General features: G+C 58.0%; 4 protein-coding genes. 2 read left to right on the top strand and 2 right to left on the bottom strand.

From position 1 onward, the window contains the following. Positions 1-176 precede the first annotated feature (176 nt). Entirely contained in the window at positions 177-2,849 is a 2,673-nt protein-coding gene (glnD, locus tag BQ17_RS15370) for a [protein-PII] uridylyltransferase (RefSeq protein WP_089728532.1), read from the bottom strand. Then, positions 2,846-3,622, bottom strand: coding sequence for a type I methionyl aminopeptidase (gene map, locus BQ17_RS15365; protein ID WP_256091629.1), 777 nt, complete (start codon positions 3,620-3,622; stop codon positions 2,846-2,848). Before map ends, glnD begins: the two co-directional genes overlap by 4 nt. Before the next feature lie 366 nt (positions 3,623-3,988). Between map and rpsB the strand changes: the two genes are divergently transcribed. Both rpsB and tsf read left to right on the top strand, forming a co-directional pair. Further along, on the top strand, positions 3,989-4,747 hold the full coding sequence (rpsB, locus tag BQ17_RS15360; RefSeq protein ID WP_176722463.1) for a 30S ribosomal protein S2: 759 nt from the start codon (positions 3,989-3,991) through the stop codon (positions 4,745-4,747). A gap of 683 nt (positions 4,748-5,430) precedes the next feature. After that, positions 5,431-6,333 carry a translation elongation factor Ts gene (gene tsf, locus BQ17_RS15355; protein ID WP_089728528.1) on the top strand — a complete coding sequence of 301 codons (903 nt, stop codon included), beginning with the start codon at positions 5,431-5,433 and terminating at the stop codon, positions 6,331-6,333. Positions 6,334-6,526 lie beyond the last annotated feature (193 nt).

The raw sequence follows: 6,526 nt of genomic DNA, 5'->3' as shown, positions 1-6,526 counted from the left end.
ACCCTCTCCCGGAGGGAGAGGGGGCATAGCGGCCAGTGCCGTTGGTCATGTTCCAACTTAGATATTAACCACTACCAAAAATTTAGCATATACCAAATTACTAACTGAATGCCCTGCCCCAGATCAAATTTCTTTCGAAACTCGACTCGATTATAGGGATGTAGGACTTGTGGATCTTAGTCGTCAGCTGCGTGTTCCAAGCGGCTGCGGGTCTCCCGGCGCAGGCAATTCAAGGTACTCAGCTCGGTAATGGGGGCACCGTCGGCGGTGGTGATGAAGAAGATGTCGTCCGCCTGGGCACCGATGGTGGCGATCTTGGCGTTTTGCAGCAGGATGCCGCAGGTGTCGAAGGCGGCCCCGATTGCGGCGAGGAGGCCTGGTCGGTCGAGGGTGAGCAGGTGCATGACGGTTCTGTGGTTGCGTTCGTCCTTGGAGAAGCGCAGCCGGGTTTCGGTCGGAAAATAACGGAGCTGGCGGGGCACGGGACGCGTGACTTGGAGGTTCGGTGCTTCCGGTTGCGATAATTCCTGCTCCAGGGCGTCCTGAATCTGCCGTATTTGGGTGGCGTCGAGGACGGGGGAGGAGCCCTCTGTTTCCAGTACATAGTAGGTGTTCAGCACCATCTTGTCGTCCGTGGTCATGACGTGCGCGTCCATGATGCTCAGTCCCCAGCGGTCCAGCAGGGCGGTGGTACGCGCGAACAGATGTTTTTGATCCCAGGTGTAGATGAGGATCTCGGTGCCGCCCCGATGGGTCAGGGGTCGGATGGCGACCAGGGGTAAGGCTCGCTCGGGGGTTTGCAGGATGGTTCCGGTCTGCCAGGCCAGCTCGTCCGGGGAGTTGTGCAGGAAGTAGTCGAGACTGAACTTGATCCATAATGGGGTGCAGACCTCACGGGTTATGCCGTACTTGGCCAGCAAGCGGAGGGTCTCGGTCTGCTTCTGTTGGATCAGGTCATCCTGGGCCTGAGGGTTGTCCAGCCCGCGCTCCAGGGCGCTCCGGGTACTCTGGTAGAGATCTTGCAGCAGCCTGTCTTTCCATGAGTTCCACCATTCCGGATTGGTCCCCTGAATGTCGGCCACGGTCAGCAAATAGAGGTAGTCCAGGCGGCTGGAGTCTCCGACTTCGGTGGCGAATGCTTGGATGACCTCCGGATCGCTGATGTCCTGATGTTGGGCCGTCATCGACATCATCAGGTGTCTCTCTACCAGCCAGGCAACGAGGTGGCTATCGTAATCGGATAGGCCGTGGGCCCGGCAGAAGCCCCAGGCGTCACGGGCCCCAATGAGGGAATGATCCCCGCCGCGACCCTTGGCGATGTCATGGAATAGGCCGGAGAGGCACAGGAGCTCGAACTTGGGGATAGTGCGCGCGATGGCGGTGCACAAGGGATGTCCTGGGGCATCCCCCGGGACCATGAAGGACCTTAAGTTGCGCATTACCCGGAGGCTATGCTCGTCTACCGTATAGGCGTGAAAGAGGTCGTACTGCATGCGCCCGACGACCTTGGCAAAGGCCGGAAGGTAGGCAGCGAGCACGCCATATTCGTTCATCCGCTGCATGGCATAGGTAACCCCTGGGTAGCGCATGATGGCGATGAACAGGCAACGGGCGCGTGGGTCCTCCCGTACCCTGGCGTCGACGAGGTGGCGGTGCTCGCGGATGAGACGGATGGTGCTGGCCCGGATGCCTACGATCCCCGGATGGGTCTGCAGGATGTTGAAGACCTCAATGAGGGCAACGGGATCGCGTCGGAAGACATCGTCTCCGGTCACCTCGAGAAAACCGCTGCGAGACTGGAAACGCGCGTTGATCTCGACCGGCGGTTCCAGCCGGTCGTGGAGTAGGATGGCCTCCCGGAACAACTGGAGCAGCATCTCGTTGAGGCGATTGAGCTCCATGACTGTCCGGTAGTAGCGCTGCATGAACTGCTCGACCGCCAGGTTTTGGTCCTCGTCCGTGAAGCCGAACTCCGCGGCCAGGGTGCGTTGATAGTCGAACAGCAGTCTGTCTTCACTCCGTCCGGTGAGGCGATGGAGCGCGAAGCGAATGCGCCATAACAGGGATTGACCCATTAACAAGGTATGGTGCTCACGCTCGGTGAGGAAGCCGTGGGTAACCAGGTCGTGCAGATTTTCGGCATCGAAGTGGCGTTTGGCTACCCAGCCGATCATCTGGATGTCCCGCAGCCCCCCCGGATTTTCTTTGATATTGGGCTCCAAATTGTAGGCAGTGCCACCGAACTTGTGCCAGCGGGCCTGCTGCTCGTCGATCTTGGCGGCGAAGAAGTCCTCGCTCGACCAGATTCGGTCACGGGCCGTGGCGGCTCGCATGCGCTCGAACAGATCCGACGAGCCGGTGAGCAGGCGGGCCTCGATGAGGTTGGTGATGACGGTGGCGTCGGTACCGGCTATCTGCACACAATCTTCGATGGTCCGGGTGCTGTATCCCGGTTTGAGCCCGATGTCGAAGAGGAAGGCGATCAGCTTGGCGCCGGCGTGGCTTAGATTTTCTTTCTCGGAGTCCTTCAACAGGATCATGATGTCTACGTCGGAACCCGGATGGAGCTCCCGGCGTCCATAGCCCCCGACCGCCACCAATGCCGCTCCCGCTCCTACCGGCAAGTGGTGTTGCCAGGCTTCCAGCAGCAACATGTCCACCAGGCGGCTGCGCGCAAGGATCAGCGTGTCGACCGCTGCACCTTGGTCATAGCGCTCGAACAGGTGCTCGGTGCCCTCCTTCAGGATGTGGCGAAAGGCAGCGACGGGATCGTCCCGGGTATGCAGGAGGTGCCGCAGTTGGGCCTGGGTTTCAGACCAGTGACCGATTTGCTGTTGGGAGTCGTTCATGGAGCAAGCGGTTGGTCACGTTCTTCACTGCGTAGGGTCAGGATCTCGTGACCGTCCTGGGTCACCAGTACCGTGTGTTCCCACTGGGCGGATAGACTGCGGTCCTTGGTGACCACGGTCCAGCCGTCGGGCAGCAGCTTGATATGGCGCTTGCCGGCGTTGATCATGGGCTCTATGGTAAAACACATGCCGGGTACCAGGGTCATCCCCTCACCGGGATTACCATAGTGCAGTACCTGCGGTTCCTCATGGAAGTTGCGGCCGATGCCGTGACCACAATACTCCTGCACCACTGAGTATTGTTTCCCCTCGGCAAACTTCTGTATGGCATGGCCGATGTCGCCCAGGTTGGCGCCGGGCTTGACCTGGGCGATACCGATACGCATGGCCTCTTGGGTCGTCTTGACCAGGCGCCGCGCGAGGATGGAGGGTTCACTGACGAAGAACATCTTACTCGTGTCGCCGTGGTAGCCGTCCTTGATGATGGTGATGTCGATATTGAGGAGGTCTCCCTTCTTCAGTCGCTTGTTGCCGGGAATACCGTGGCACACCTGATGGTTGACCGAGGTGCAGATGGATTTGGGAAACCCTTTGTAGTTCAGCGGGGCCGGAATGGCCTGTTGCTCATCGACGATAAAGTCGTGACAGATGCGGTCGAGCTCGCCGGTAGTGACGCCGGGGCGGACGTACTCACCGATTATCTCCAGGACCTGGGCTGCCAAGCGGCCGGCAACGCGCATCTTGGCGATTTCCTCGGCGCTCTTGATAGGCACGCTCTTACTGGGGGAGGCTGCATCCACGCTGGTTCGCGAGGGCACGACAGTGACCTGGAAAATTGCTCGAACCTGGCCGACATGTTATAAAACCAATTGAGATTCGGCAAACAGATTGCCCGTCGCCGCAGCGAGCGTTAGGGCGGCCATCCATGGGAGCGAAAAACTGTCGTTTTTCGCTCTATTTTTTGGCCCATTCTCAAGCCGGACCGGATTGCCTTTAACCGGACAGTTTCTTAAGACGACTCCCAACACCACACACGCATCGACACAGCGGGTCGGGTGCCCGGAAACGGGTTGCCTGCTGGGATGCGTGGAGGCCAAACCCAAATCTTAACGAGGTCTCGATAAATGAGCGAAGTTTCCATGCGCGACATGCTGGAGGCGGGGGTGCACTTCGGGCACCAGACTCGCTACTGGAACCCAAAGATGGGGGCCTACATCTTCGGCCAGCGCAATAAGATCCACATCATCAACCTCGAGAAGACCCTGCCCCTATACCAAGAGGCGATGAACTATCTCGGATCCCTGGTGGCCAACGGCGGTAAGGTCCTGTTCGTCGGCACCAAGCGGGCGGCGCGGGACGCCATCCGCGAGCAGGCGGTACGCTGCGGCATGCCCTTCGTCAACCACCGCTGGCTCGGCGGTATGCTGACGAACTTCAAGACGATCCGCGAGCGCATCAAGCGCCTCAAGGAGCTGGATGCGATGTTCGAAGATGGCAGTATCGAGCGCTTCAGTAAACGGGAGGCCCTGGGCTTGAGTCGTGAGCAGGCGAAGCTGGAGCGGGGTCTGGGCGGGATCAAGCAGATGGAAAAGCTGCCCGATGCCCTGTTCGTCGTGGATGTAGGCTACGAGAAGATCGCCGTCAGCGAGGCCAACAAGCTCGGGGTTCCGGTGGTCGGGGTCGTGGACACGAACAATGATCCGGGCTGCGTGGACTATGTCATTCCCGGTAACGACGATGCCATCCGTGCCGTGCGTCTTTACATCGAGGGTGCGGCTGCCGCGGTATTGGATGGACGCTCTACCGCTGCCGCCATCGCGGCCGGACGCGAAGGCGAGTTCATGGAAGTGGACGATAAGCCGGCCGAGCCTGAGACCATGACTCCTGAAGCGACGTGAAGACTCGGTTCGGTGAGGAGTTGCCTGGGGGCGCCTTTTTCTAAGGCGCTCTGAAGTGTTACCGTCTGTACCGAGGGGTTCATCGAATGAGAATGATGTTTCATATCTCAAAAGGTTTGCTGACGGTTTTCCCGGATAAGAGCGGGTTGTATACGATCTTTGCAACCAGTGGGAGGGATAAGTGTCGGAACGTCGCTTCTGAAGAATGCCAAAAAGCCGCATTTGGAAGTACAAAATAAGGCTTGAGGTGGTAAAGTGAAGTTGCCGAATAAAAGGGATTTGATTCACTCTGTTGTCTATGTGGTGTGGTTTCTGGTTATTTGTTTCATCTTTCGCGGAGACAATAACTTGAGTTATGCTTATATCGCGGCATGGTGTTCAGGTCTATGGATTTCGGCTATTTTAAGGATAAGACCGATATCCATCCTACCTTCTTTCTTACTGCTATTGACAATCTATTTAATTGATGGTTTCGGGAAATTCTTCATTTTCACCTCTCCTAAACAAACGGAAGATTTCGTAATAGTGATTTTTTCGACTACTGGTATTTTGCCTATTATCATCAATTACTATGTACAAAATATTTTTACTGTCTATTCCAACCGGGAATGAGTACGCCAAGGGTACTCTTTGTTTGTGTTCATTCGTGGTTCCATTGCGCATCCATGAGAGGGTCAGCAAACATGGCGATTACAGCCGCGTTGGTTAAGGAACTTAGAGAACGCACCGGTGCCGGCATGATGGAGTGCAAGCAGGCGCTGGTCGAGTCCGACGGTGATCTCGAGGCCGCCATCGAGGCGATGCGCAAGTCCGGACAAGCCAAGGCCGCCAAGAAGGCAGGCAGGATCGCCGCCGACGGGGTGGTGGTCATCGCCGTCGCCGGGGATGCCAAGGCCACGGATGCCAAGAAGGGTGTCATGGTCGAGGTCAACTGCGAGACCGACTTCGTGGCCAAGGACGGAGGCTTTACCGACTTCGCCGAGCGGGTCGCGGCGTGCGCCTTGGCGAGCGATGCAGGGGATGTCCAGGCCCTGGAAACCGAGCCCCTGGCAGGGGGTGAGGCTACCAGCATCGCCCAGGCCCGCGCGGATCTCGTGGCTAAGATCGGGGAAAATATCCAGCTGCGGCGCTTGGTCCGCTTCGATGACCTAGAGGGCGAACTCTACAGTTACCGCCATGGGGTGCGCATCGGCGTCCTAGTGGAAATTGAAGGCGGCAATCCGACGCTCGGTAAGGACATCGCCATGCACATCGCCGCTACCAATCCCCTGTGTGTGAGTGCCGATGAGGTGCCTGCCGCTACCCTGGAGAAGGAAAAGGAGATCTTCCGCGCCCAAGCCCTGGAGAGCGGCAAGCCGGAACCGATCGTGGAGAAGATCGTCGCCGGACGGGTACGCAAATACTTAGAAGAAGTAACCCTGCTCGGTCAGGCCTTCGTCAAGGACCCGGATGTAACCGTGCAGAAGCTGCTCACCCAGGCGGGAGCAAAGGTCGTGCGTTTCGCCCGCATCGAGGTCGGCGAGGGGATCGAGAAGAAGCAAGAGAATTTTGCCGACGAGGTCAGGGCGCAGGTGCGTGGTGACTGAGGGCTGGGGGCGTATGAGATCTTCGGAGGCCATATAGACGAAGAATTTCATCCGCAAATGAACGCCAATGAACGCAAATTAAAATCACTTCTTATTTGCGTTCATTTGCGGCTACCTGTTGGGTCCCGGATGATTGCATAGGAACTAAAGTTGGGTCATTGTTGCGTGCCCGAGAGGTTATGGAACTACTGGT

This window comes from Candidatus Thiosymbion oneisti, from assembly GCF_900092655.1.
GTDB classification, from domain to species: Bacteria; Pseudomonadota; Gammaproteobacteria; order Chromatiales; family Chromatiaceae; genus Thiosymbion; species Thiosymbion oneisti.
The sequence above is the reverse complement of the archived record's forward strand: the minus strand, read 5'-3'. Positions and strand labels throughout refer to the sequence as shown.